This is a genomic window from Salipaludibacillus sp. HK11 (genome assembly GCF_047795645.1).
GTDB lineage: Bacteria > Bacillota > Bacilli > Bacillales > Salisediminibacteriaceae > Salipaludibacillus.
This window is the reverse complement of record NZ_CP181045.1, coordinates 2,274,429-2,298,034: the sequence shown is the minus strand read 5'-3', so window position 1 is coordinate 2,298,034 and position 23,606 is coordinate 2,274,429. Positions and strand designations below refer to the sequence as shown.

Sequence of the window (23,606 nt, the reverse complement as noted above, 5' to 3'; positions counted from 1 at the left end):
AGTATATTGACAAAACCTAGTTATTAAGATCAAAATAGATATAAGGAGAATTTAGACTACACATCTCTCCTTTTTTTTTATACAATGTTAATGGTATACATTTTTACGATTGTTTGCCCATTCAAAATTTCATAGGGATCCGCGAATGCTTTTCGGGTGATGAAGAGAAAAACGAAGGAATCACGTAGCTTTCAATGAAATACATCGATTTCGTTTGCTTCACGCTTCATATGCGAGGTCGAACTAAACCTGGGGAGGGATGTTCTTATGCAACAGGTATCTTTGGGAAATTTGGTTCAACACGTATCGCCGCAGTGGATTCACCTATTGAGAATTAACGAACAATCCCAGTATGTTGTGTTAAGGAATGGAATACAAAAAGTTAATCAAAATGATCTAACAGAGATAATGGAAGCCGTTATTCAAGAGCATGCTAAAGAAACCCTCTATCATTAAGTTGACGCAGGGAAGTCCAAGGAGATAAAGATATGAAGGAAATTAGCTTAAAGCTACAAGGGAAAATAAAACGACTAACGAATACAACTTTTAAATTTGATGAAAGAGTTGGGGATGGTTGGTTTTCGGCAGTTTATTTTCTGAAAACGAGAGAACTTGCAGAGAAATATAAACCAAATAATATTGTGACCATGCAATTTTTTCAGAAAAAACGAGCGGTGCTTTGTGGTACGGATGAAGTTATCGCTTTATTAGAAACGTTTGCAGCAAACCCAGGGGAGCTTGAAGTTCACTCTTTGGAAGATGGACATAAAATTGAACCTTTTGAAACGGTGATGACGATTAAGGGGCCTTATCAACATTTTGGTTATTTAGAAGGTGTTATTGACGGGATCTTTGCGAGAAGAACGTCGGTAGCTACGAATGTTTATGAAGTCGTAAAGGCAGCGAAGTCATCTGGAACAGAGAAACCAGTTATTTTCATGGGCGATAGAGATGATCACTTCATGATGCAATCTGGTGATGGTTATGCGGCGTATATTGGTGGTTCTAAAGCTCAGGCGACACATGCGATGAATGAATGGTGGGGGAAACGCGGGATGGGAACGATGCCTCACGCACTAATTCAATTATTTGAAGGTGATGTTGTTGAAGCGACAAGAGCTTATAAAGAGACTTATCCTAATGATGACTTACTATCTTTAGTAGATTATAATAACGATGTTATTACAGATTCATTGAAAGTAGCGCGAGAATTTGGGGAAGATTTAGTGGGAGTCCGTGTCGATACATCTAAGCATTTAATTGATAAATATTTCAATCGACATCCGGAAGTTCTTGGGACGTTTGACCCTCGCGGAGTCAATCCGAAACTTTTATTCGCTTTGAGAGAGGCGTTAGATCAGGAAGGTTTTCAACATGTAAAGATCGTCGCATCAGGTGGATTTGATGCGAAACGAATCCAACGTTATGAGCGAATTGGCGCTCCTGTTGACATGTATGGAGTCGGTGGTAGTTTGCTAAACATTCACATTGGCTTCACTGGCGACAATGTTATCTTAAATGGTAAGGAACAAGCCAAAACTGGGAGAAAGCTTCGAGAAAATCCTAGATTGGAAAAAATTGTTTTCGGATTTTAGAACATTAGACAAAAGCTGTTCAAATGTAAATGTTTGAACAGCTTTTGTCTGTAATAGGTGAAGCTTCACAGTAGCAATATTCGTTAAAGGAGTAGGTCGTAATGGAAAGAAGGAAAACAGAGTTTTTAGTCAATCTGGAGAAGGTAAAAAAGAATAAACAAAAAGTGATGTATGAAACATTCTCAGATTTATACGATTGGATGTTTACGTATGTTCAATCTGAAGCAAATCTTCGTGAGAAAGTTCGAGCGAAGCATTTATTTTGTCATAAATTAGGTTTGGATAATAAAAAGGAATTACCTCCTTCTTTGCAACTGCACTTTGAGCATTGGTTACTATTTGATTATGTTACAGTAGTTGGGTCACGCTTGTTTGATTTATTTGTCCGCGCTAAAAAAGATGAAATGTCAAAGCGTATGCTGGAATTATCGGGAATTCTAATGCTAATGCATTTAGAGCCATTCCGTATAAGAAAAGTTGAGGGTCAAGAAATTAGCTGCACTCCTTTATTCAAACCTGAAGGAAAAAGAATCGAAGCGAGACCGTTTTTATTTAAAACAGAATTTGAAGAAGGAAAGATTGTTTTTGCCAGAATCTCAACGATTGGTTTTGAGAAACGAATTATCGGACCATCAGCGCTAATTTTGCCCATGTATGAGGAGCAGATTATTGATAAATTAAACGGAATTTATAATCAAGGGCATCAAGAATTCAGGCGATATTTAAAAGAGTATGGGGTTGACATGCTTAAATATGGTAATATTTACGATGGAAGCTAACCTTATTATTAATAATATGTCGATGGTTCTTGCTTTTCTTTTTTGCTATAATAGGAAATGTTGTATCGTAACTATTTGAAAAGTTGAATTAATGCAATACAAGTGGTCATATGGCTACTTAGTTAGGACGGTGAAATAATTCTATTTCTTTATAACCATTAGAATACTTGTGTAGGATCAATTAACCGTCGCGAAAATCTAAATATTTCTTATACTATCTACGAATAAAACGATACCAACTGATAGTATAAATAAAAATCGACGCAAATATAAGTAAGTCTTAATTAGGAACGTGGAGGTTCAAACATGACACTATACCATTTCATTGGAATCAAAGGCTCTGGAATGAGTGCTTTAGCACAGATCTTAAATGACATGAAATATGACGTACAAGGTTCTGACGTGGATAAAGTATTCTTTACGCAAAAACCATTAGAAAAAATGGGCATTCCGATATTTTCATTTGAAAAAGAAAATATTCATCAAGGACAAACGTTGATTGCATCACCGGCATATAACGAAAAAAACAAAGAAATTCAAGCTGCTGAAGAATTGAAAATGACTGTACATTCTTATCCTCACTTTTTAGGTGAATTTATTCAAAACTTTACGAGCATTGCAGTGACAGGATCACATGGAAAAACTTCTACAACTGGTTTGCTTGCACATGTTATGGGGGAAGCTCGTCCAACATCTTATTTAATTGGTGATGGAACAGGTAAAGGGAGAGAAAACAGTGAGTATTTTGTTTTTGAAGCGTGTGAGTATCGACGACATTTCTTAAATTATCATCCCGATTATGCGATTATGACAAACATTGATTTTGATCATCCTGACTATTTCAAAGGGGTGAACGATGTTTTCGACGCTTTCCAAGAAATGGCTATGCAAGTTAAGAAAGCTATTATTGCTTGTGGTGACGATAATTACTTACAAGAACTGAAAGCACAAGTACCCGTGATATATTATGGGTTAAACGAAGAAAATGATTTCTATGCAAAAAATATTGAATCAAATGAATATGGGACGCACTTTGATGTCTATGTTCGTTCTTCTTTTCACGGTTCGTTTACAATTCCAGGTTACGGTTCACATCACGTATTAAATGCATTATCAGTCATTACTTTGTGTCATTATGAAAAAATTGAAATGGAAAAAGTTCAAGCTCAATTAAAATCTTTTCAAGGCGTTAAACGGAGATTCACTGAAAAAAAGAAAGGTACTCAAACGTTGATAGATGATTATGCTCACCACCCGACAGAAATTTCTGCAACGATTGAATCTGCTCGGAAAAAATATCATGATAAAGAAGTTATTGCGATATTTCAGCCACATACTTTTTCACGTACGGAAACATTCTTAGATGAGTTTGCATCAAGTCTTGCAGCAGCTGACTATGTCTATTTGTGTGATATATTTTCATCCGCTCGGGAAAGAAATGGTGAACTAACCATCGAAGACTTGCAAAATAAAATTCCAGGCGCAAAACTTATACAAGAAGAAGCGATGGAAGTCTTGAAAAGCCATGAAAATGGTGTGCTCATTTTCATGGGGGCTGGCGACGTTCAGAAGTTTCAAAATGCTTATGAACTGATGTTGTAAATAGTCTATGGAACACATTAAGTTTTTGACGCAGACGTTAAAATTTTCAACAACTAGCTGTTTTAATTTGAAAAAATGTACTTGAATTTGCTATTTAGAAGGTTTTACACAAGGCTATTAAAAAGCCAATTCCAAATAAAGGAATTGGCTTTCAATGCTTTACTTCAAGTTATCAGGGTTTAATCCTATTAAATCTTTACTAACGAATCGGCCGTCTTCACGAATTAATTTACCGTCGAAATAAATGTTTCCACCGCCGTATTCTCGTCGTTGGATCTGAACGAGATCCCAATGAATTGCGGAATCGTTTCCGTTGTATGCATTGTTATAAGCTTGACCTGGTGTGAAGTGGAAGCTTCCATCAATTTTTTCATCAAATAAAGTGTCTTGCATCGGATGAAGGATAAAAGGGTTCACACCGATGGCAAATTCACCAATATATCTAGCGCCTTCGTCTGTATTTAATATATGGTTAATTTTTTCTGTGTCGTTAGAAGAAGCTTCAATGATTTTCCCGTTTTTGAATGTGAATGTCACATTATCGAAAGTTGTGCCTTGGTATGGAGACGCAGTATTATATGTGATTGTACCGTTAACGGAATTTTTAACTGGTGCTGTGTATACTTCACCGTCAGGAATATTCAAACGACCTGCACATTTAATTGATGGAATGTCTTTGATAGAAAAGGTAATGTCCGTTCCTTTTCCGGTAATCCGTACTTCGTCGGTGCTGTTCATTATTTTCACAAGGGGCTCCATTGCTTGCTCCATTTTTGCATAGTCTAGATTGCATACATTAAAGTAGAACTCTTCAAATCCTTCTGTACTCATTTTTGCTAATTGTGCCATAGAGTGACTAGGGTATCGAAGAACGACCCATTTTGTATGAGGTACACGAATCTGTCTGTGTACTTGAGTGCCAACTGTCTGCTGATGTAGAGTCATTTTATCTGAAGGGACATCAGACAGTTCATTAATGTTATCGCCTGCTCTCAGCCCAATATAAGCATCCATCTGCTTCATTACGTTCGATTCAAAATCAGCTGTCAGTTCTTGTTGCTCTTTCGTAGCTTCTTTCAGTAAACTTCGGTTTATTTCATGCTCTTTTAGGGAAACAAAAGGAATAGCATCTGCTTTGTATGTTTCTTCAATCAAAGCTTTTACAAGTTCTTTTTGTACGCCAAAGTTTTCGATGAGAATTTTTTCGCCTTTATTTAGATCGACTGAATAATGAATTAAATTTTGTGCTAGTTTTTTTATGCGAGGATCTCTCATTTATCTTTCTCCTTTTAATAATAGGGTAACTTCTCTTATTTTACACACTTTTTAATAGATTGCCACATAATAATTGGAGGATAACTAAAATATCGTAGCAGGTATTTTGCAAAAGATGTAGAATCTTGTTATAAGTAGACTAAAAAGAAAAATTAGGAATAATCGGGAGGTATCAATCATGGAATGGTTAATGTACGTTAGTATTGCAATTATCGCAATTGCTGTTGCAGTTCTTGTTTTTTTCATTATTCAAACTTTACTGTCATTGAAAAAAACGATGGAAAATGTATCGAGTACAGTGGAAGATTTGCAAACCCAAGTAGATGGAATTACAAAGGAATCTACACAATTATTACATAAGACAAATCAATTAGCTGATGATCTTCAACATAAATCAAATTCATTAAACTCAGTATTTGATGCGGCAAAAGATTTAGGGGAATCATTTCAAAGTATGAATCGCTCAGTAAAAAAAGTTTCAAATGCTGTATCAAGTAAAGCAGATGAGCAATCAGAGCAAGTTGCTCAAGCTGTTAAATGGGGAAATGTTATACTGGAGTTTTGGACGAAGTATAAAGCTAAAAAATCTACAGAATCTAAAAACACAGAAGTATAATTCAGGAAAGAAATTTAAAAAGGAGGAATGAGCATGAGCGAGCAAAATATGAACCCAAAAGATTTCTTAATCGGGGGACTTATTGGAGGTGTCATAGGTGCTTCAGTAGCGTTTCTGCTAACACCCAAATCTGGTAGAGAAATCCGCCAAGATATTAATCAACAAGCAAAGGTAGCTAAAAATAAAACGTCTGATTGGACGAATCAAGCGGTTGAAAGAGGAAGTTATTTTGCAACTTCTGCAGCAAGAAGTGTTTCTGATCAATCTACGCAGCTAATTGATAAAATTAAAACCTTGTCTTTATCTTTAAAAAAAGATATGGATCAACTTACGGAATCTGCTGATTATTTGATGGACGACTTAGATGGAATTAGTGAAGATATTGCAGCTTCCGTTCGACAAGAAGTAGAGGACTTGCAACGTTCTGTAGAGCAGCTTGTCAAAGAAGTGGAAGAAAAAGAACGATTAAAAAATGAAAACCGAGGAACGGATTCTTAGGAGGAATAGATTTGAGTATCAAAAAGATTGAAAGCAAAGAAGATTGGAATAAACTAATTACTGAAGAAGAGACTTTTTTTATCATGAAAAATAGCGTTACTTGTCCAGTAAGTAGCGAAGCCTTTACTGAAATGGAAAGCTATGCAAAATCGGAGCCTCCTTTTCCAATATTTTATTTAAATGTACAAGACCTGAAAGAATTATCGAACCAAATTTCTGAAGAATGTAACATAAAGCATGAATCCCCACAGGTGTTACTTTTTCATAAAAATGATGTTGTTTGGAATGCTTCTCATTGGAAAGTAACTAAGAAAAATGCTGAAAAAGCTTCGAACGAAATAGCTTAAACAAAAGAATATTTTAACAAAAAAACCGCCTCTAGGTCCTAGAGGCGGTTTTAAAGGTTTTAAAATGAGTGAAGAGATACACTTTTGTTCTACAAGGAGCTCAAATAGCCCTAAGAGAGATCAAGACAGGTCTTGGTCACACCAGTCTATTTCGGATGACGAAAGAATTAAATTGTCCTGAGAGGAGGCTGAGTCACGTCAGTAGCTAAGTAAATTTGTTATTCTTTTAATCAACCCACTTTAATTCAAGGACATCACCATGGTGAATTTCTGCAGAAAATGACGTTTCTTCTTCATTTTGTAAAATGACGGGTCGTTTATGTTGATCATCTGGTCGTTGAATTGTAACTTTTGAAAATACGTCTTGGAATATAAAAGAGATGTTTTCTTTTTTATTAGCTTGAATGCGATCGCCGTTCTTTAAAAGTGAATGCAGTGAAATGAGTCTTTTATCTTGGCGGCATTCAAACATTTCTTTTTCTAAATGAACCGGATCGTCATTGAAAGAAACAACAATCTCCCGATGAGATACGTTATAGTATTTTTCTAGAGCTGATTTTAATGTTGGTTCTTCATGCTCTTCCTGATGAATAATTAACTTGTCCTCATTCTTTATAGGTGTAGAGAAGGTAGCTGGTTTGTCATTTAAGTAAATTGATGTTTTCTTCTGATAAAGAGAGATAGTCTTATCGTTCAAGATAACTTGAACAGGTTCAGATGTGCCTAGATATTTTTCGGTTAAGTCTAGTTTAAATAGCAACTCTTCAATGTTTCTCGGAGAGTAACATTCAACTAAATCGCGATCGGATAATGACGCGTCTAATGTCACATGTTTCCCATTAAGTAAAATCATCGGTCCAACCTCTATTTTTTCTCCGTTGTAAGATAAATTTATTACCGGTTGTTCGTCCAAAACATCTTTCATTTTTGCGATAGCATCTTGGCCATTTTTCCCTTTCGCTATTTCAATGATGTCACCGTGAATTAACGGGGAATCAAGTTCTATATCTTCACCATTCTTTTTTAAAGTAGGTGGGGTGCCATGTTCACCAGGAATAGAAACAACTCTTCCGTTCACTTTAAGCATCATTGCCATTCCAGGCTTGCCGTATAACTTCGATAGCTCTAGACCACTTGATAACAATCCGTCACCAACAGTAAGTTTTTTGATGTCGAAAAGACGAATAGTCTCATCGTTTACTTGAATACTAATATATTGAACGGGACTTTCTTTTGCTGCAATAGCTATTCCTATTGGAGTGACTAATTCAGGAGTCGCATCATACTCCTGTTCAAAGGTCAATCCTTTAATAGCGTCAATCCCTCTGATGGCAACTCTGTTTTTTGGCAGCTCTAATCTTTCTGCCACTTTTTCTGGAAGGTTCGGAGTCATGCTTCCTCCTCCAACGAGCATGACAGCCTTAGGGGGACGCCCGTTAAGTTTTAATATTTCAAGACTAATTTGATCAGATAAATGATTAATTGCTTCTTCGAGTGGTGCAACAACTTGGTTCTTCGCATAAGTAGTTTCCATACCGAGAATATCATTTATGATGACTTCATCTGATGAGTTAAGCTCTTTTTTAATTCTTTCCGCATCAGGAAAATCGAGTAAAAAGTGATCACTCAATGCCTCAGTAATTTCATCTCCTGCGTTAGGAACCATGCCATACGCAGTAACTGTACCTAAATCAGTAATAGCAATATCAGATGTCCCAGCACCAATATCAACGAGAGCGACATTCAATCTTCTCATCGACTGAGGAATCAAGACATTAATTGCTGCGATAGGTTCGAGTGTCAGGGCTTCTAATTCTAAACCAGAACGGTGTAAAGCTGAAATAAGCGATTCAACGACAACCTTAGGTAAAAACGTCGCAATAACTTCTACAGAAGCGGTTTCCCCACGTTGGTCAATCAGACTGCCAATCGGTTCACCATCAAGGCGATAATCGATAATAGAGTAGCCTACACAATAATCGTTTACTTTTTGGTGCGGAGCACTATCTTCATGAACCAAGTCAAATTGAGCTTTTTGTACTGCTCCAAGTTCAAGGTGTAACAAAGCTTGTCTATCAAAAATAGGTTTACCTAAAATATTTAAATCAATTTTTGCACGTTTCGTTTTCAATGAACGACCTGCCGCAGCTACACAAACTTTTTTTAGTTGTCCGTGTTTTTTTTCTAAATAATCTTTTACGTATGTTATCGTATGAGATACAGCTAAAACGTTGTGGATTTGTCCATCTAACATCGAACGTTCTTTGTGTTCTAAACTATATACGTCTAAAACGTGATAACCATGTTGTTTTTTTTCTAATATGAGACCAACAACGGATCTCGTTCCAATATCGAGAGCAAATATAAGTTCAGACGAAGTAACGGGCATTCAGAATCACCTCTTAAAATAGTATGGAAATATTGTATGTTTCATTGCACAGTAAAAAAGGATAGAATTCTCGTAGAAATGAGTTACACGTTTCATTTGTAAGCAGAGCACTTTCCTTTTCGTGTATATCTATTTTTATTATACATGAGGAAGCCAGATTATGCTTATGACAAAGCATGTGAATGAAAGGAAAACGCTTTAGTGCTTAAAAGCGTTTAAGAATTAAAGGAAAAGTGATGACATTTAATCATGTATCGTTTATAATAGTGTCTATATCAAAAAAGTCATTGAAGGCTTTGCTGCAAAAGAGAGGAGTTTTTCTGATGGGAAATGAACAATTAGAAGAGTTGAGAGGCCAGTTAGATACATTAAATGAACAACTGGTGGAGTTGATTAATGAGCGTGCAAAAATTGCTAAAGAAATCGGAAGAGTGAAAAGTGCGCAGGGTCTTAATCGATTTGATCCAGTTCGTGAAAGAAAGATGCTGAACTTAATTGAAAGCAAAAATGATGGGCCGTTTGAAACGTCAACCCTCCAGCATATCTTCAAGGAAATATTTAAAGCAAGTTTAGAACTTCAAGAAGATGACCATTCAAAAGCGCTTCTTGTGTCTCGAAAAAAACATCCGGAAGATACGATTGTCACACTTCGAGGTGAGAAAATAGGAGATGGAGAACAATGTCTTATTGCTGGACCTTGTTCTGTAGAAAGTTTTGAACAAGTTGATGAAGTTGCAAAAGCATTGAAAAAAGAAGGATTAAAGTTTATGCGCGGTGGTGCATTCAAACCAAGAACTTCTCCTTACGACTTCCAGGGACTTGGAGTTGAAGGTTTAAAAATTCTTAAGCAGGTTGCAGATAAACATGACCTTGCTGTTATCAGTGAAATTGTTACGCCACATGATATTGAAATGGCAGTTGATTACCTTGATGTGATTCAAATTGGTGCCAGGAATATGCAGAACTTTGAATTACTAAAAGCAGCTGGTAGTGTGGATAAACCAATCTTGTTAAAGCGTGGACTTTCAGCTACTATTGCAGAGTTCATAAACGCTGCCGAATACATTCTATCTAAAGGAAATAGCAATGTTATGTTGTGTGAAAGAGGCATAAGAACTTATGAGACAGCTACTAGAAATACGTTAGATATTTCTGCTGTTCCAATTTTAAAACAAGAAACTCACCTTCCAGTTTTCGTTGATGTAACTCACTCAACTGGTCGACGTGATTTGTTACTTCCTACAGCAAAAGCAGCACTAGCTGTAGGTGCTGATGGCGTGATGACAGAGGTTCACCCAGATCCAGCAGTAGCACTATCGGATTCTGCTCAACAAATGGATATTCCTCAATTCCACGAATTTATGGCTAATTTAGAAAAATCAGGTCTTTATAAAAAGAAATCTTTGAAGTAAAAGACTTTTTAAAAAAGTGATTGTGATGAAAAGTCCCTGTAACTTAGGGGCTTTTTTTAGTGGTAAGGTGTTAAAGTGACTCCCCTAAAAGCATATTAGTAAATTTTTCAAGATTAAATGATAACTTTACTAAAGGATTAAAGTTATAATGTAAAAGAGGTAAGGCTATTTTGTTTGGAATAGTTTTCTCTGACATGTGACACTATATGGATAAGAGAGTGATTTGTAAGAAATTGTTAAGAGGACCTATTCCTATCTGATTAAGATATCGTTTAAGTGAGGAATTAGTCTGGTGATTATCTGTTCTTAAAAAAGCAGGAATTGTGCTGCGTCACTAAGTTTAAACATTCACATAGAATGGGAAATCATTCAAGTAGATTTTTCTTATGAACTTAAGCATATCAGTGATCAGATTACTTAAAATTTAAGGAAAATGAAAAGGGAGGAATTCGCCGATTATTTCTGATACTAGAAGAATAATTTAATGATAAAACACAGTACTTTTAGTCTATTGTAGTGATGAATAGGTAGAAAAATAACGTTTAATGGAAAAAACATAGTTCATTATTTTTGAAAAAGGATATTCAGTGTAAGGCGCTTAACATTTTAGGGGGATTTGTCGATATATATAAAGAATTTGCACGCCTCCGAAAAGTGTCGTATCATAGCATTACATTATGAAAGTATGAAAACCAATATATGTAATATAAGGAGGAAGCAATAAATGAATATAACCATTTATGATGTAGCAAGAGAAGCAAGCGTTTCGATGGCAACCGTATCACGTGTTGTTAATGGTAACCCGAATGTTAAACCAACGACAAGAAAACGGGTGTTGGAAGCAATTGATCAATTAGGTTATCGTCCAAATGCCGTAGCGAGAGGGTTGGCAAGCAAGAAAACGACATCTGTTGGAGTAATAATTCCTGATATTTCAAGCATTTTCTTTTCGGAACTTGCACGCGGAATTGAAGATATTGCAACAATGTATAAATATAACATTATTTTATGTAATTCAGATCAAAATAAAGACAAAGAAATTCATCTAATAAATACGTTGTTGGAAAAACAAGTCGATGGAATTGTCTTTATGGGTGGAGAAATAACAAAAGAACACGAAGAAACTTTTAAAAAATCACCTGCACCAATCGTTTTGTCTGCTACAGTTGATGATAAGAAGGAATTTCCTTCGGTCAATATAGATTATAAACAAGCAGCATATGATGCTGTGAAATCATTGATCGATCAAGGCCACAAAAAAATAGCAATGTTGTCTGGAACTTTAGAAGATCCTATTAATGGTTTTCTAAAATACTCTGGATACAAAGATGCATTATTAGATTCTGGTTTGGATATAGATGACACTTTAGTAGTTATTGGTGATTATACGTACGATTCCGGATTAGAAGCGATGGAGTCGTTATTGAAATTAACTGATCGTCCAACAGCTATATTTGCTTCAACAGATGAAATGGCTCTTGGCGTTATTCACGGAGCACAAGATGCAGGTTTTGAAGTGCCAAAAGACTTTGAAGTGATGGGTTTTGATAATACGCGACTTGCATCTATGGTTCGTCCAACATTATCCACCGTAGTACAACCAATGTATGATATTGGCGCTGTGTCAATGAGATTGTTAACAAAGTACATGAACAAAGAAGAAGTAACGGAAAATGTTGTCGTTCTTCCTCATCGTTTAGAACTTCGTCAATCAACTTCTAATGCGGCGGAAGTAAAACAATAAATAATAATTTCTTCTATTAGTTTTAATACAAAATGACTTTAATGTTTCATCAAACGAAATCTGTTTGTTGAATATTAAAGTCTCTGTTTCAACATTTAGTTCTCTAAAAAGAATTGAAAAAGACAAAGAGCATGTGCAGGGTTAGGGAGAGGGTTATGAAAAAAATAGACATATTGACTCCAGTGGGGATTTTTATCGGATTAACGGCTGTTTTTACAGCTATTTACTCTAATGCAGCAGGCGCAGGTCAAATGGGGGACTTTATTCAAATTGCTTCTATTTTGATTGTATTAGGTGGACTATCTTCAGCTATCTTAATTAATTTTTCATTGGCAGATTTAAAGACGTTGCCTAAAGTACTAAAAGAAACATTCCAAACGAGAGAAAATAATTTACAAGAATTAATCGATACATTTGTAGATCTTTCTGCTAGAGCAAGAAGAGAAGGTCTCCTCGCTTTGGAAGCGGGTTTAGAAGATGTTGATGATCCTTTCATTGAGAAGGGAGTCCTTCTCGCTGTTGATGGAATTGAGCCGGATATCATTAAAGATATTATGATGGCTGAAGTTGTAGCAATGGAGGAACGTCACCGAAAAGGTCGAGTTATTTTGGAGAAAGCTGGTGAATACGCTCCAGCTTGGGGGATGATCGGAACTTTAGTTGGACTTGTTCTTATGCTTCAGAATTTAAATGATCCTTCAACACTCGGTCCAAATATGGCAGTTGCCCTATTAACAACCCTTTATGGTACGTTACTAGCTAATCTTGTCTTTGTACCAATGGCTAGTAAACTTGCTCTAAGTACAGAAGAAGAAGTATTTGTAAAGCAAATTGTAGTAGAGGGTGTCATTGGTGTTCAATCAGGTCAAAATCCAAAAATTCTTCAAGAAAAGTTAAGTGCCTTCCTACCAAATCATTTGAAAGGGGAAGAAGAGCTAACAGAGGAGAAGGATAAGGATGAATAGACGACGACAATCTCGCGAAGAAAAAGGGGCACCAAAGTGGATGGTCACTTTTTCGGATATGATGACGTTAATTCTAGTTTTTTTCATTCTGCTATTTTCCATGTCAGTAGTGGATGCACAAAAATTTCAGGCGATTGCCGATTCTTTTCAAGATAGAGCTGTATTTGATTTTTATCCATCTATTATTCCTTTTGATAATCCAGCAGAAGATAGAGAAATTAAAGAGGATCCATTTGAGCAAGAAGCAGATCCTTTTGAATCTTTTATTGAGATGGATGAAGACGAAATAAGTGAACAACTGGATGAATTGTTAGAAGAGGTCACCGAATATCTAGAGACAAATGATCTAACGGAACAAATATCAGCGTCGAGGGATGATCGTGGTGTTGTCTTAGTTCTCCAAGAGCAAGCATTATTTGAGTCTGCGAGAGCAGAAATAATTGATGAAGCAGAACCATTTCTTGGTAAAGTTGGTGAACTTTTATCGACGATTCCAAACATGGTGAAAGTCGAGGGACATACGGATAGTCGTCCGATTAGTACACGACAATTTCCTTCGAACTGGGAACTTTCAGGTGCAAGAGCAAGTAGTGTGATTCGGTTTTTGATTGATGATAAAGATTTAGAGGCCGGTAGGTTCCTTGCAGTCGGTTATGGAGATACTAGGCCTGTTGCTCCTAATACTTCTGCTGATAATTTGCAACAAAATCGGAGAGTTGTTCTTGTAATTTCAGATCCGTCCTATAGTGAAAATGATGTTTATTAAAGTAGAAGGTTGTAAATCCGGGGATTGATTATCTCCGGATTTTTTAGTGTAATATAGGCTGATTTCAAAAAGATTGTCGTTTTTAAAATAGTGGGATACAACTTGTGCTACAATTAGCGACAGACTATGCTAGAGTTATCGTCTTTTGCATTTTCAAGCTTCTCAATAAAAACAAAAAATTTTTGGGAATTGGCTATATGAAAGGGGGGGGACAGAAAATGCTTGGAATTATTGGCGCAATGGAAGAAGAAATATCATATTTTAAGCTTGCGATGACTGATTTCATAGAAGAAAAAAAGGGGTATCATATATTTTACATTGGAACTTGGCATAATCAGAAGGTTGTTATGGTGAAAAGTGGAATAGGGAAAGTAAATGCAGCGATGACGACACAAAAACTAATTGATTACTATCATATAACTAAAATCATATTTACCGGCGTTGCTGGTGCAACCAATCCACTATTGGACATCGGGGATGTAGTTATTTCTACTTCTTGCCAACAGCATGATTTAGATGCATCAGCACTAGGATTTGAAAAAGGCACAATTCCAATGTATGAGGGAACTTCTGATTTTCCAGCTGATAGTAAACTGATTGAAAAGGCAAAGAAATCGGCGAGAAGTATTGTTTCCCAGAGTGGGAAGGTTTTTGAAGGCAAAGTTGTAAGTGGAGATCAGTTTATTGCAGATCGGGAGCAAGTTAAATTGTTACACGAAACATTTGATGCTGACTGTGTTGAAATGGAAGGGGCTGCAGTAGCTCAGGTTGCTCATTTCAACGAAATCCCTTATGTTGTTATTCGTTCAATTTCAGATAAAGCGGACGGAAAGGCATCGCAAAGCTTTAACCTTACGATGGATGAAGTTGCAAAAAAATCATCAAGGATTGTTGAGAACATGATAACAGTTTCAAAAAACGAGGGATAATTCTCCCCTCGTTTTATCCATTCATGGAATTGGTTCGTCACTATTGAAATCTGAATTTATTCAAAGATGGATTAACTTCTGAATAGCAACTATAATTTCACATGATCTTGTTGATCATATACTGGCCTTAATGCTTTTAATAGTGTGCGTTCGTTCTTCTTTTCAATTTCTTTTTTCCGCGGAATATCAGGATAGAGCCCTGGTGGATCAAACCATTGAGTAGGGAGTTGAACTGGAGATTCATTTTTCCAACGTTCTATCCATGATGTTGGCAATTGGTTTTTAACCAGCCCTTTTTGATCAGACATTTCTAGCCAAAGCAAAGACCATGCCCTCGGAACTACCCGCCAGATATCATAGCCGCCTCCACCAACAGCAATCCATTTTCCATCACAATATTCATGGGCTAGTTCATGTGCTAATTTAGGTATCTCTTGATAAATTTTCATCGTTCCACAAAGGTGTGTGAGCGGATCAAAGTAATGAGAGTCAACACCATTTTGTGTCAAAATAACATCTGGTTTGAAGTATTCTACAACCTCGCGCATTGCTGCTTTGTAACTAAGAAGCCAAGAATCATCTTCGGTAAAAGCTTCAAAAGGAATATTAAATGAAAAACCGTGGCCATCTCCATGTCCTCTTTCATTTACATGACCTGTTCCAGGGAACAAAAACCGCCCACTTTCATGGAACGATAGTGTACAGACATTCGGATCATTATAGAAAGCCCATTGTACTCCATCTCCGTGATGAGCATCTGTGTCGACATATAATACTCTTGCATCATATTTCTTTCTGATATACTCAACGGCGATTGAACTGTCATTGTAAATACAAAAACCAGACGCTTTTCCTCTAAATCCGTGATGAAGGCCTCCACCTAAATTAAGCGCATGATTGTAACCGTTCTCAAATACTTGGTCTACTGCAGTCAATGTTCCACCTACTAGCCATGCTGCTGCATCGTGCATGAAAGGGAAAACAGGCGTGTCCTCTGTACCTATTCCGTATGTTGACCTGTATGACGATTTTGATTGACCGTCTGTAGCTCCCATGACAGCCTGAACATAATCTTCATCATGGACCAACAATAATTCATCTACACTTGCCATTCTTGCCGGAACAATTGCTTCTGGAGAGAGTGCATGTAGTTTTGTTAACAGATCATTGGTAATCGATAAGCGATGTTGGTTAAACGGATGGTCATTATTAAACTTATATTGAAGTTGCTCTGGTGAAAAAATAAATGCTGCTTCTTGTTTCATGCTTTCATCTCCAACTCTGTTGGCCAAATAATTTTATAGTTCTCATGTTTCAAAGACGCAAGTAGTGGCCTTAAGTTAATCGATTGAATTCTAAAAACAAGGATGTTTTTGTTTTTGTCATAAAAGGACGGGTATGCTAGTACACTTTGAATATTAACCTTTTGATCTTTAATAATGTTAGAAACCTTGGAGAGTTGACCACTTTCATTTTCAACTTCAATCTCCAATCGTGAAGTAGGCAGGTCAGCTCCAGTAAGTCGAACTAATGTGTTAAGTAAATCGGTTTCAGTAATAATTCCAACTAATATCCCATCTTCTTCGACAGGTAAGCAACTAATTTGGTGTTCGACCATTGTATGAGCAGCTTCTTCGACAAAATCCATAGGCATGGCAGTGATGACATCTTCAATCATGACATTGGCGATGGGGAGGTTACCATACTCTTTATGTTGTTCGTCAAAAATAGATGGTAGTGCATCTCTCAAGTCTCGATCAGAGACAATGCCTTGGATTTCGTTATTTGAATTAACAATTGGCAAATGCCTTATTCGTTTTTCTTTCATTAAATCTAACGCCTCATAAATAGTCATTTGCTTGTTTGTAATAATTAAATTGTCCTTCATAATATCACGTACATTCATCAATGATCACCTTCCTTCCTTAAAACATATATTTATGTTTGAAGCGAATCCGGTTAAATTCAAGGACTGCATCTGGACCTACTCGCTTACCAATTCGAGCCATTAAACAATTGGCTGGATGGGAACATATTTCAGGGTCGTCTGTAGCGTACCATTCTAGACCACCAGTTTTCATGACTTTTTCCATAATATCACGATATTCCCAGATTGATAATCCTGTTCCTCTCAAGTCCCAATGCCAATAGTATTCTGTTGTAATAATAATGTAATCTTCCATTGCATCATCCATCATCGATGCTTTCAATAATGTTTTAGCTAATCGATAGCCTCGGTAGTTCCCTGATACTTCAATTGCCCCAAGTTCTAATAAATTTTCTAATTTAACCTCAGACCATCTTTCTAATGGATCAGGGTACAGGTAAATGGCGTAACCGACTATCTTATCTGCTTCTCTTGCAATCATAATTCTACTCTCAGCTAAATCGGCGACTTGTAACAACGCTTTTCTTTGTTGCTTAGGTGGTCTAAAAGCGACAAGTCCTTCATCAAATTCGCACTCCTCGATCACGTTCTTGGCTACGGGTCCTTCAATAAGAAAAGTTCTTCCATCTTTTGCTTTTGTTTCTAAATAATGATAATTTTTTTGATGTTTCACAGACACCCCACCTTCAACCATTTGGCAAAAAAATGTTGTCTTAATAGTCAGAAAAAGACCTTTAGTTTACTATATCATATTCAAATCAAAGAAGAGAGAAAAACGTTTATTGAATAACACTAGCCAAACAAAAGACGAAGCTTTTGTTTGGCTAGCTGGTAGAGTTTTGATTGTATTAATTACTGTTTTGTCGGTTATTATTATTATTATTGTTGTTGTTGTTATTATTTTCATTTTCGGTATTATTGTCGTTATCTTCATTGTTGTTGGAATTATTAGTTTCGTTATTATTATTATTATTATTGGTGTTATCGGTATTTTCTTCGTCATCCTCATCGTCACGAGTAGCGTTATTATTATTCCCGTTATTAGAGTTGTTGTTATTAGATCCATTATCAGAGCCGTTCTCGGAGTTGTTATTGTCAGAGGGCTCGTCCTCAGAAGGAGGATCTTCTTCTTCCTCCTCTTCTTCTGGTTCAGGGGTAGCCAAGCTACCTAGAATGACTTCATCACTAGCTGATGACTCTCGACCAGCTACATCAACGGCAGTAACGTAATATGCTCCATCTCTACCTGAGTAGCTGAAATCTTCGTCCCACCGGACACTATCCACTTCTCTGAAACTTTCGCCTTCAATTGATGAATAGTAAACTCTGTATCCAACCACATCACCTGCAGGATGCTCACTCCAAGAAATTCTACTACCTGACGCAGATACTGAGCTTAAAGATCCTGGTGTGTTCCCATTGTCTGGAGCATCTATATCTGGCACGAGATCATCCCAATCATCAGGGATATACTGCGAAATATCACCATCGGCGAAATCAAAGTATTCTTCCTTAACAGAGACACCCGCTTTCGTGAACTCGCTAGGAGTAGAGGCGAGAGCTTTATACATGCTATCATTCACACGAACGTATTGCACTCTTGATAAGCTATCATCCTGTTCTGTAGGAACGAAGTTAACATTAAATAAATCTGTCGTTAAAAGGCCTGCTTCACGGCATAAGTCGGAAGGTAATTTTCCAGAGATTCCGCAGATCGTTTCTCTGACAATTCCGCCTGGAGATTCAAAGTTCTCAGAAGGTGCCATAAGATCAGGATCAAATTCATGAGCTGCGTTAGCCAAACTTGCCCAAAGCATTTGCGTGCGTTGACCGTAGCTATAACCACCAACGTCACCGATCTTGATATTATCTTGCCCTTCAATGCCTTTATATCCGATCCACGTACTTAGCGTGACATTAGGGTTAAAACCGACAAACCAATAATCCTCAGGTCCTCCAGTTGTACCAGTTTTCCCAGCCCAATCAGCTGAGAAATTTAGTTGACTAGGTATTCCGGAAGCCGTACCAGGAGATCTTAGTACATCTCGCATCATATCAATCATCAAGTAATTAGTTTGAGGTGAGAACACTTCCGTTTCTACTGTTTCTTGTTCAAAAATGACATTACCGTCGGAGTCCTCAATCCGATCAATCATATAACTATCTGAGCGTTTCCCTTCGTTACCAAATAAAGAGAAGGCATTTGTATTACGCTCATTAGTCATAAATATTGTTCCTAATGGAGACCCAGGGAAGGGTTCGTTTCCAACGAAATAAGGTTGAAAGCCCATGTTAATCAACGCATCTTGTGCAATTTGATGATCAACTTTTCGGAACTCTCGGACAGCTGGAGTATTTCTCGATCGTTGAAGTGCTTCCCTAGCTGTCATCAAACCTAAATGACGATTATCGAAATTTGTAAACTCTTTACCGTCACCATCAATATTAAAAGTCGGAACATCAGGTGTGATAAATCCTGGTTGAATTACCCCGGTTTCAAAGCCAACGCCATATGTGAGTAAAGGTTTCATAGTAGAGCCAGTAGCTCGCTTTTCAAAAGTGGCATAGTTTACTTGTGATTCCTCAAAGTCTCTACCACCAACAAAGCTAATAATTCTACCAGTTTTGTTATCTTGTAATATAGAAGAAGTTTGCTCCATATATTTTGAGGTGATTTCTTCCCCTTCATCATTAGCGAAAGTGACATCTCTATCCGGACCGAAGTAATCAAAGTTTTCAACAATATCAGCGTGTGCGTCGTATATGTCTTTATCTATCGTTAAATGAACTTTGTACCCATTTCGTTGTAAAGAGCGTTGAGCCTCTTCCTTATAACGATTCTCGGTTAACGTTCTTTGACTCTCATCTTCAATATCTTCTAATATAATACCATCCTGTTCCATTAAAGCTTGTGCCAGTTTTTCAGGTGTTCGTGCGTTTACTTCTTGAATAACTTCCGGGTATTCATCGTAACTACTTGGTTTCCGTTCGGCTAAATTATCTTTTATATCATAATTATTTGCTTCTTCTAGTTCAGAATCAGAAATATAGCCATGGACATGCATCCTATTTAATACTGTTTGCATTCGATTTAAGCCGGCATCAAAATTTTCTTTCACTTCTGCTTGGGCAGTGAAGGGTGTATAAGCAAACGGACTTTGTGGTAGACCTGCAATAAAGGCAGCCTGAGCAATATTTAACTCATTTGCATTAACATCAAAAATACCTTGTGCTGCAGCTTCAGCACCAGCGATTTGTCTTCCATTTGCATTTCGTCCAAATGGGACAACATTTAAATATGCTTCTAATATTTGGTCTTTTTCAAAGAAGTTTTCCACTCTCATAGCAAGTAGAATTTCAACTGCTTTCCTGTCATGAGTAACTTCACTCGTTAGCATCTGATTTTTAATTAGCTGCTGCGTTAACGTACTTCCACCTGTTTGGGTGCTTGCATTTGAAAAATCTTGATATAAAGCACGAAATAATGCTTTAGGAACAACACCTTCGTGCTCAAAGAAATATTCATCCTCAGTAGCGATGACAGCATTAATTAAGTGATCAGAAATGTCTTCCAACGATACTTCTCTTCGTTCGAGTGGGGTTGGTAAATCTCCCAAATAGATGTCGTCTGCGAAATAAATCTCGGTGGCTTCTTCATAGTCATAAATATCTCTTTCCATCTCTTCGTAGTCATGAATTGGTTCATCATGAACTAATGAGGCAAAGTATCCTGCAGCTGCTCCACCAACAAAAAACATCGAAATAAGGGCAATTGTAGAAAAAATTAAAAATAAGTTCCAAAATACTTGAGAAGTTACACGAACCCCTTTTATTACATATTTAGGCTCTTTTCTATTAAATATTTGTTTTAGTGAAAATTTAGAGTCATTCATTTAATTACCTCCTAAAAGTCAAACATATTATAGCATATTCAAGTACCTTGAATATAGCCTAGAATGAATATTCATTCTAATATTGACAAAGAATCTGAGAGTATGATAAAAATAAACAACATACAGGAAAATAATTTGAACAATGAAAAGGATTTAGTAATTTTCGTCTCCCTGTCTCAGAGAACCGATGTGTGCTGTGAATCGGTACAAAGATGCAAAATGAATTACCACCTTGGAGTTTGTTCGTAGAAACACGAACCGTAGTTGAGGCGATAACTCATTTTTTGAGCTGGGGAAGTCTATATATTTCTCAATCAGGGTGGTACCGCGATCTAATCGTCCCTTATTTTATAAGGGGCGTTTTTTTGTATCTTATAGATGTCCCCCTTCGAAGTAGATGGAACCTATTTTTTAGCTAAAATAAGAAACACGAGTTATTAGTAGGGAAATTGTTAAAATGATAATAAGAGGTGGAGCAGAATGACATTATTAGATGATTTAAAGTTTCGAGGATTAGTGAATCAAGTAACGGATGAAGAAGGGTTGCAAGACTTATTAGATAAAGAGTCCGTCAAGCTATATTGTGGATTTGACCCAACAGGAGACAGTCTTCATATTGGGCATTTACTGACAATATTAACGCTTCGTCGTTTTCAACTGGAGGGTCATAAACCATATCCACTTGTGGGAGGCGCAACTGGTCTGATTGGTGACCCGAGTGGTAAAAAAGCAGAACGAACATTGAATGAACAAGATGTTGTTGAAGGCTTCAGTGTTAAAATAAAAGATCAACTGATGAGATTTCTTGACTTTGAAGGAGAAAATGGTTCAACTCTTGTTAATAATTATGACTGGATCGGTTCGATGACTTTAATTGATTTTTTGCGAGATGTCGGTAAATATTTCGGTTTGAACTACATGTTAGCGAAAGATTCAGTGGAATCACGAATTTCTACAGGAATTTCATTTACGGAGTTTACTTACCAAATTCTTCAGTCTTATGATTTCTATAGACTCAACAAAGAAGAAGGTGTCAAACTGCAAATTGGTGGAAGTGATCAATGGGGAAATATTACAGCTGGACTAGAGCTTATCCGTCGTATGTCTGGTGCTGAAGAAACAGATCGACCTAAAGCATTTGGCTTTACTATCCCATTAGTGACGAAAGCAGATGGTTCAAAGTTTGGGAAAACAGAAGGTGGCGCAATCTGGCTTGATCCCGAAAAAACATCACCATACGAATTTTATCAGTTTTTATTAAATACTGACGATCATGATGTAATTAAATTTCTGAAGTTTTTTACGTTTCTCTCTAAAGAAGAAATTGATCAGCTTGAGGAGGAACTTAAGGAACGAGCGCATGAAAGAAAGCCTCATAAGAAACTAGCCGAAGAGTTAACTCGTTTTGTTCACGACGAGCAAGCTCTAGTACAGGCTAAAAGGATCAGTGCTGCTTTATTTGGCGGAGGGGACTTAAAGACACTAACTGGGGATGAAGTTCTGCAAGGTTTCAAGGATGTTCCGTCTTATCAGGTGGCAGAGGGAGAGAAGGGACTCGTTGACCTTCTAATCGAGTCTGGCATCTCATCATCAAAGCGGCAAGCTAGAGAAGATATCAATAACGGAGCGATTTATATTAATGGTGACCGGTGCCAAGATGTAGATAAAGTGATGGGTGAGGCAAATAAGATCGATGGCCAATTTACGATCATTCGTCGAGGGAAAAAGAAATTCTTTTTAATAAAGTATTAAAGAAAAACTCGTGTGCTTTCATAATAGCACACGAGTTTTTTCGAATTATTCAAAGCGTCATTCGGCGAATCAACTTGTACCCTAGTGGCGAGTCAATTGGGGAAAGTTTAATGTTATTAAGTCGCTAGGTATCACGTCCCCTTAATATAATCTGCATTGAAAAATGATCCTCTAATAGCTAATAAAACCAATGCAATGCTCCAAGAACAAGAAGGACAGAGCCGTAGTAAAACGCTGTTGAAGGAAAGAAACCAATCAGACCGATCATAAAAAAATTAAAAAACATTGGTTACTTCCCAAACAGGAGATAGATAACGATCAATGACTTGTCGAATACTATTTTTTTTTAATAGTTAATTTTGAATAGAAGGAGTAGAAGCCAGTGCCAATGCCTGATTTGGTGGCAAAAAGTGTGACAACAAAAAAAGCACAGCCTTTATTAGGCTGTGCTTTCCAATCATATATATTAACGAGAGTACCACTCAACAATTAATTGTTCGTTGATTTCTGCAGGTAACTCAGAGCGTTCAGGTAAACGAGTGAACGTTCCTTCTAATTTATCTGCATCGAATTCAACATAACTTGGTGTGAAGTCATTAACTTCTAAAGCTGCTTTAACAATATCAAGGTTACGTGATTTTTCACGAAGTCCAAGAGTTTGTCCAGGGCGCACACGGTATGATGGAATGTCAACTCGCTTTCCATCAACAGTAACGTGACCATGGTTTACTAATTGACGTGCTTGAGCACGTGTACGAGTAAGTCCTAAACGATAAACAATGTTGTCCAAACGTGATTCAAGAAGAATCATGAAGTTTTCACCGTGAATACCAGGTTGTTTACCAGCTTGTTCGAAGAGTTTACTGAATTGACGTTCAGTCATGCCGTACATATGGCGGAGCTTCTGCTTTTCTTGAAGCTGAATTCCATATTCAGTTAATTTTCTTCTTGAATTCGGTCCATGTTGCCCAGGTCCGTAGGGGCGTTTTTGAAGCTCTTTTCCAGTTCCGCTTAAAGAAATTCCAAGACGGCGGGAAAGTTTCCAAGTTGGTCCAGTATATCGAGACATATATGTCTCCTCCTTTAAAATGATAAGATTTCGTGAAATAATTAACAGTTGTAATCCCGTACACACAGACATTTCATTTTAGGCATC

General features: G+C 37.0%; 20 protein-coding genes, 1 pseudogene and 1 other annotated feature. Of the genes and pseudogenes, 13 read left to right on the top strand and 8 right to left on the bottom strand.

Annotated elements, in window-relative coordinates:
• The first annotated feature begins 267 nt into the window (after window positions 1–267).
• The 4 genes from ACM26V_RS11355 to murC all read left to right on the top strand — a co-directional run bounded on the left by ACM26V_RS11355 (window position 268) and on the right by murC (window position 3,976).
• On the top strand, window positions 268–456 hold the full coding sequence (locus tag ACM26V_RS11355) for a hypothetical protein (protein ID WP_416151528.1): 189 nt from the start codon (window positions 268–270) through the stop codon (window positions 454–456).
• Window positions 457–488: 32 nt separating this feature from the next.
• Window positions 489–1,595, top strand: a complete 1,107-nt coding sequence (locus tag ACM26V_RS11350; RefSeq protein ID WP_416151527.1) for a nicotinate phosphoribosyltransferase — start codon at window positions 489–491, stop codon at window positions 1,593–1,595.
• Window positions 1,596–1,696: 101 nt separating this feature from the next.
• Window positions 1,697–2,374, top strand: a complete 678-nt coding sequence (locus ACM26V_RS11345) for a hypothetical protein (RefSeq protein ID WP_416151526.1) — start codon at window positions 1,697–1,699, stop codon at window positions 2,372–2,374.
• A gap of 306 nt (window positions 2,375–2,680) precedes the next feature.
• Window positions 2,681–3,976 carry a UDP-N-acetylmuramate--L-alanine ligase gene (murC, locus tag ACM26V_RS11340; protein ID WP_416151525.1) on the top strand — a complete coding sequence of 432 codons (1,296 nt, stop codon included), beginning with the start codon at window positions 2,681–2,683 and terminating at the stop codon, window positions 3,974–3,976.
• Between the two features lie 159 nt (window positions 3,977–4,135).
• On the opposite strand, the gene ACM26V_RS11335 is transcribed toward murC, so the two are convergent.
• Complete coding sequence (locus ACM26V_RS11335) at window positions 4,136–5,251, bottom strand: aminopeptidase (RefSeq protein ID WP_416151524.1); 1,116 nt, start codon at window positions 5,249–5,251, stop codon at window positions 4,136–4,138.
• A gap of 178 nt (window positions 5,252–5,429) precedes the next feature.
• On the opposite strand from ACM26V_RS11335, the gene ACM26V_RS11330 reads away from it, so the two are divergent.
• Genes ACM26V_RS11330 through ytxJ form a run of 3 tightly spaced genes read left to right on the top strand, consistent with a single transcriptional unit; the run spans window position 5,430 to window position 6,712 of the window.
• Window positions 5,430–5,867, top strand: coding sequence for a DUF948 domain-containing protein (locus tag ACM26V_RS11330; RefSeq protein ID WP_416151523.1), 438 nt, complete (start codon window positions 5,430–5,432; stop codon window positions 5,865–5,867).
• Between the two features lie 33 nt (window positions 5,868–5,900).
• The gene (locus ACM26V_RS11325; RefSeq protein ID WP_416151522.1) at window positions 5,901–6,365 is read left to right on the top strand and encodes a YtxH domain-containing protein; all 465 of its coding nucleotides are present in this window, start codon (window positions 5,901–5,903) and stop codon (window positions 6,363–6,365) included.
• Between the two features lie 11 nt (window positions 6,366–6,376).
• Window positions 6,377–6,712 (top strand): bacillithiol system redox-active protein YtxJ, encoded by a 336-nt coding sequence (gene ytxJ / locus ACM26V_RS11320; RefSeq protein WP_416151521.1) that lies wholly within the window; start codon window positions 6,377–6,379, stop codon window positions 6,710–6,712.
• A gap of 226 nt (window positions 6,713–6,938) precedes the next feature.
• Here the strand turns inward: ytxJ and ACM26V_RS11315 are convergent, their stop codons facing one another.
• On the bottom strand, window positions 6,939–9,101 hold the full coding sequence (locus ACM26V_RS11315; protein WP_416151520.1) for a cell division FtsA domain-containing protein: 2,163 nt from the start codon (window positions 9,099–9,101) through the stop codon (window positions 6,939–6,941).
• A gap of 323 nt (window positions 9,102–9,424) precedes the next feature.
• Here ACM26V_RS11315 and ACM26V_RS11310 point away from each other — a divergent pair, with 323 nt between their 5' ends.
• The 5 genes from ACM26V_RS11310 to ACM26V_RS11290 all read left to right on the top strand — a co-directional run bounded on the left by ACM26V_RS11310 (window position 9,425) and on the right by ACM26V_RS11290 (window position 14,917).
• A complete protein-coding gene (locus tag ACM26V_RS11310; protein ID WP_416151519.1) occupies window positions 9,425–10,513 on the top strand; it encodes a bifunctional 3-deoxy-7-phosphoheptulonate synthase/chorismate mutase in 1,089 nt (362 codons plus the stop codon).
• 724 nt (window positions 10,514–11,237) lie between these two features.
• Window positions 11,238–12,257: a catabolite control protein A gene (gene ccpA / locus ACM26V_RS11305; RefSeq protein ID WP_416151518.1), complete on the top strand. Its 1,020-nt coding sequence runs from the start codon at window positions 11,238–11,240 to the stop codon at window positions 12,255–12,257.
• A 155-nt stretch (window positions 12,258–12,412) separates the two neighbouring features.
• A complete protein-coding gene (gene motP / locus ACM26V_RS11300; RefSeq protein ID WP_416151517.1) occupies window positions 12,413–13,222 on the top strand; it encodes a flagellar motor protein MotP in 810 nt (269 codons plus the stop codon).
• Window positions 13,215–13,988, top strand: a complete 774-nt coding sequence (gene motS, locus ACM26V_RS11295; RefSeq protein ID WP_416151516.1) for a flagellar motor protein MotS — start codon at window positions 13,215–13,217, stop codon at window positions 13,986–13,988. Before motP ends, motS begins: the two co-directional genes overlap by 8 nt.
• Before the next feature lie 218 nt (window positions 13,989–14,206).
• Window positions 14,207–14,917 (top strand): 5'-methylthioadenosine/adenosylhomocysteine nucleosidase, encoded by a 711-nt coding sequence (locus ACM26V_RS11290; protein ID WP_416151515.1) that lies wholly within the window; start codon window positions 14,207–14,209, stop codon window positions 14,915–14,917.
• Window positions 14,918–15,006: 89 nt separating this feature from the next.
• Here ACM26V_RS11290 and ACM26V_RS11285 read toward each other — a convergent pair whose 3' ends face one another.
• The 4 genes from ACM26V_RS11285 to ACM26V_RS11270 all read right to left on the bottom strand — a co-directional run bounded on the left by ACM26V_RS11285 (window position 15,007) and on the right by ACM26V_RS11270 (window position 20,698).
• On the bottom strand, window positions 15,007–16,182 hold the full coding sequence (locus tag ACM26V_RS11285) for an acetoin utilization protein AcuC (protein WP_416151514.1): 1,176 nt from the start codon (window positions 16,180–16,182) through the stop codon (window positions 15,007–15,009).
• Entirely contained in the window at window positions 16,179–16,823 is a 645-nt protein-coding gene (locus tag ACM26V_RS11280; protein ID WP_416151855.1) for a CBS and ACT domain-containing protein, read from the bottom strand. Before ACM26V_RS11280 ends, ACM26V_RS11285 begins: the two co-directional genes overlap by 4 nt.
• A gap of 19 nt (window positions 16,824–16,842) precedes the next feature.
• Entirely contained in the window at window positions 16,843–17,478 is a 636-nt protein-coding gene (locus tag ACM26V_RS11275; protein WP_416151513.1) for a GNAT family N-acetyltransferase, read from the bottom strand.
• 175 nt (window positions 17,479–17,653) lie between these two features.
• Complete coding sequence (locus ACM26V_RS11270; RefSeq protein ID WP_416151512.1) at window positions 17,654–20,698, bottom strand: transglycosylase domain-containing protein; 3,045 nt, start codon at window positions 20,696–20,698, stop codon at window positions 17,654–17,656.
• A gap of 133 nt (window positions 20,699–20,831) precedes the next feature.
• Window positions 20,832–21,045 (top strand) — a binding site (T-box leader).
• A gap of 133 nt (window positions 21,046–21,178) precedes the next feature.
• On the opposite strand from ACM26V_RS11270, the gene tyrS reads away from it, so the two are divergent.
• A complete protein-coding gene (gene tyrS, locus ACM26V_RS11265) occupies window positions 21,179–22,450 on the top strand; it encodes a tyrosine--tRNA ligase (protein ID WP_416151511.1) in 1,272 nt (423 codons plus the stop codon).
• 158 nt (window positions 22,451–22,608) lie between these two features.
• Here tyrS and ACM26V_RS11260 read toward each other — a convergent pair.
• Together ACM26V_RS11260 and rpsD are read right to left on the bottom strand one after the other, a co-directional pair.
• Window positions 22,609–22,915 (bottom strand): annotated as a pseudogene (locus tag ACM26V_RS11260) (cytochrome d ubiquinol oxidase subunit II); the annotation flags it as partial.
• 1 nt (window position 22,916) lies between these two features.
• On the bottom strand, window positions 22,917–23,519 hold the full coding sequence (gene rpsD, locus ACM26V_RS11255; RefSeq protein WP_416151510.1) for a 30S ribosomal protein S4: 603 nt from the start codon (window positions 23,517–23,519) through the stop codon (window positions 22,917–22,919).
• Window positions 23,520–23,606 lie beyond the last annotated feature (87 nt).